Origin of the sequence: Caballeronia arationis, from assembly GCF_001544975.2 — a bacterium.
Classification (GTDB): domain Bacteria; phylum Pseudomonadota; class Gammaproteobacteria; order Burkholderiales; family Burkholderiaceae; genus Caballeronia; species Caballeronia arationis.
Genome location: NZ_FCOG02000374.1, coordinates 1 through 2,108 on the forward strand (window position 1 = coordinate 1; position 2,108 = coordinate 2,108).

At 60.0% G+C, this 2,108-nt stretch carries 1 protein-coding gene and 1 pseudogene; both read left to right on the plus strand.

The window, feature by feature from the left end; genetic code table 11:
- Positions 1 to 888 (plus strand): annotated as a pseudogene (locus AWB81_RS42345) (hypothetical protein); the annotation flags it as partial.
- Between the two features lie 359 nt (positions 889 to 1,247).
- Positions 1,248 to 1,742, plus strand: coding sequence for a tyrosine-type recombinase/integrase (locus tag AWB81_RS42350; RefSeq protein ID WP_235026241.1), 495 nt, complete (start codon positions 1,248 to 1,250; stop codon positions 1,740 to 1,742).
- The last annotated feature ends 366 nt before the right edge of the window (positions 1,743 to 2,108 follow it).

Consider the following 2,108-nt stretch of genomic DNA (forward strand, 5'->3'; position numbering starts at 1 on the left):
AAGTCATCTCTTAATAATCGCTTGCGTGATGAGCCGGAAATGGCAAAGAAAACCACTGGCGCGTCGCCAAGGGCCGTCGTACGATCCAGCGCTGGCAACTCGCCAAAAGGCAGACCCGGCAATGCGAAGATTTCGCCGCAAAGCAGCGAACCACGATCGCTAGGGCTGGATCGCAGCGCGGCGGTAGAAACCATTCGGCGCGCCAACCTTCACGTGCTCACGACACGCAACGGCTCAAAAGTGAAGCTTGGGGCGATCATGGCGCTTACCGGCTCCAACATGACCCATCGACTGCATGGCAAGAAACGCATGGACGATGCCGAAGCGAAACGTTTCACCGAGCGCCTTGGCTTGCCCACCGGCTGGTTGGACACGCCGCGTTCGGAAGCGGACATTCCGGAATCGGTGTCCGACATGCTTCGCCCTACTTCCCGCGGCAAGGCATCTCAGGCGCAACTCCCGGCCGCGACCGCCGTGAAAAAGGACGCGGGAGCGAACGTCGATCTCGGAATCGTACGCACCGCGCGCGTCCCGATGACCACACCTGTCGATGAAAACCCGCATGCTTCGACGGGGGCCGCTATCGAGGAGGCGATCGTCGTCAGCGAACAAGGCCGTGCCAGCAAAACCGCCACTGAGTTTGCCAATCCCCCGTCTGCGGAAAGCGACGCCTCATTCCCGACGGCGCTCGAATCGCTCCCCGATGCTGCGGCCCCGCTGGCACGTTCGTTCCCGCGCTCCTTCACATCCGTGACGAGCCTCGACAACCTTGACGGCATCGAACCGATCGTGGAGGCATTGATCAAGACGCTCGCAGGCAAAGCACGCACTGGGCGATTGAACGAACTGAAAGCGCTAGAGCTATTGCAGCAGGCGGTGTTGCTTTAAACCGTTATTCGTTCCAGTTGGCGCATGCGAGTGCCCAAGCATGCCACGCGAAGGGACTCGAGGAGCACGTCGCCCCAGATCCGATGCGGCATGCCCCTCCCCGCTTCTTCGCCCGCCCGGTTGGCTCCGTTGAAGGGTATCCGCGACGCCAGGGTTACATGTGCTTGACTTTCGCGGACCGCTCCTCAATTCAGAAAATGTGCTCGCGACTCTACTTAGCCAGTGCGCTTAAATGCCAGGAGTGAGCCCAACGCGGCTAGCGAAGTCCATCGGATGTCGCTGAGACAGCACGGTCCGACGCATAGTCTTGAGGTCTATTCCCCACGGAGCATGGCGACGGTGAAGACCTGGTGTGGCAATTGACGATCGTCGGCGAGCGCAACAAGCAGCGCACCGTCCCGGTCAGCCCGGCCGCGATCGAGGCGTTGGCTGCACATTGGAGAGACCGCGGCGAGGACTTCCGTGGCGCGACGGCGGGACCCTTGCTCGCACCAATCTTCATTCCGCCGGGAAAAGAAGCCCAAGCGAAACATGCGGACGGCGCCCCGCTCGCTTACCACGTCGACACCATCAACTTCATGATGGAGTGGGTTATGAAGCGTCTCATCAAGGGAAAGCCAGACCTGACGACGGTCGAAATGAAGTTGCTGGCCGGTACATCGACGCACTCGTTTCGGCATACTTTCGGAACGAATGCGGCGGCCGAGGACGTGCCGTTGGACGTGGTGCAAAAAATTCTCGGGCATGCATCGCTGCAGACCATGTCAATCTATATCCAAGCGGAGAAACAGCGGATGTTGCGAGAGGCGGCGTCGTTCTACCGACGTCCGCGAGACGAGGACCGGCGAGAGTGACCGTTGCGCCGGGAATGGCGGAAGCGCCAAGAGTAGGAGCGCCGACGCGGGTACTACGGCTACTGAGCGTTGAGACCGCTTATAGGTACGACGATTGCGACGGGAGAAGCGTCCGCTCCTCCATGGTCCTGCCCCTCGGACATGGAATTGGCCCGCCCCTCGTGAGCGAGCTTTTTTAACTACCTCATAGCGCCCGAGACATCGCCGCTATCCTTTTTCGCCTAGATTCAGGAAAGAAAAAATCTATGAATTAATAAGGACCTCCGAGCCGGCGGGGCTATCGCGACGCTATGTCACGATAGTCTTCCCACCACCAGGCGAAGGAGAGCGACATGGACAGGATTGCCCGTATCGGTGTTGATCTGG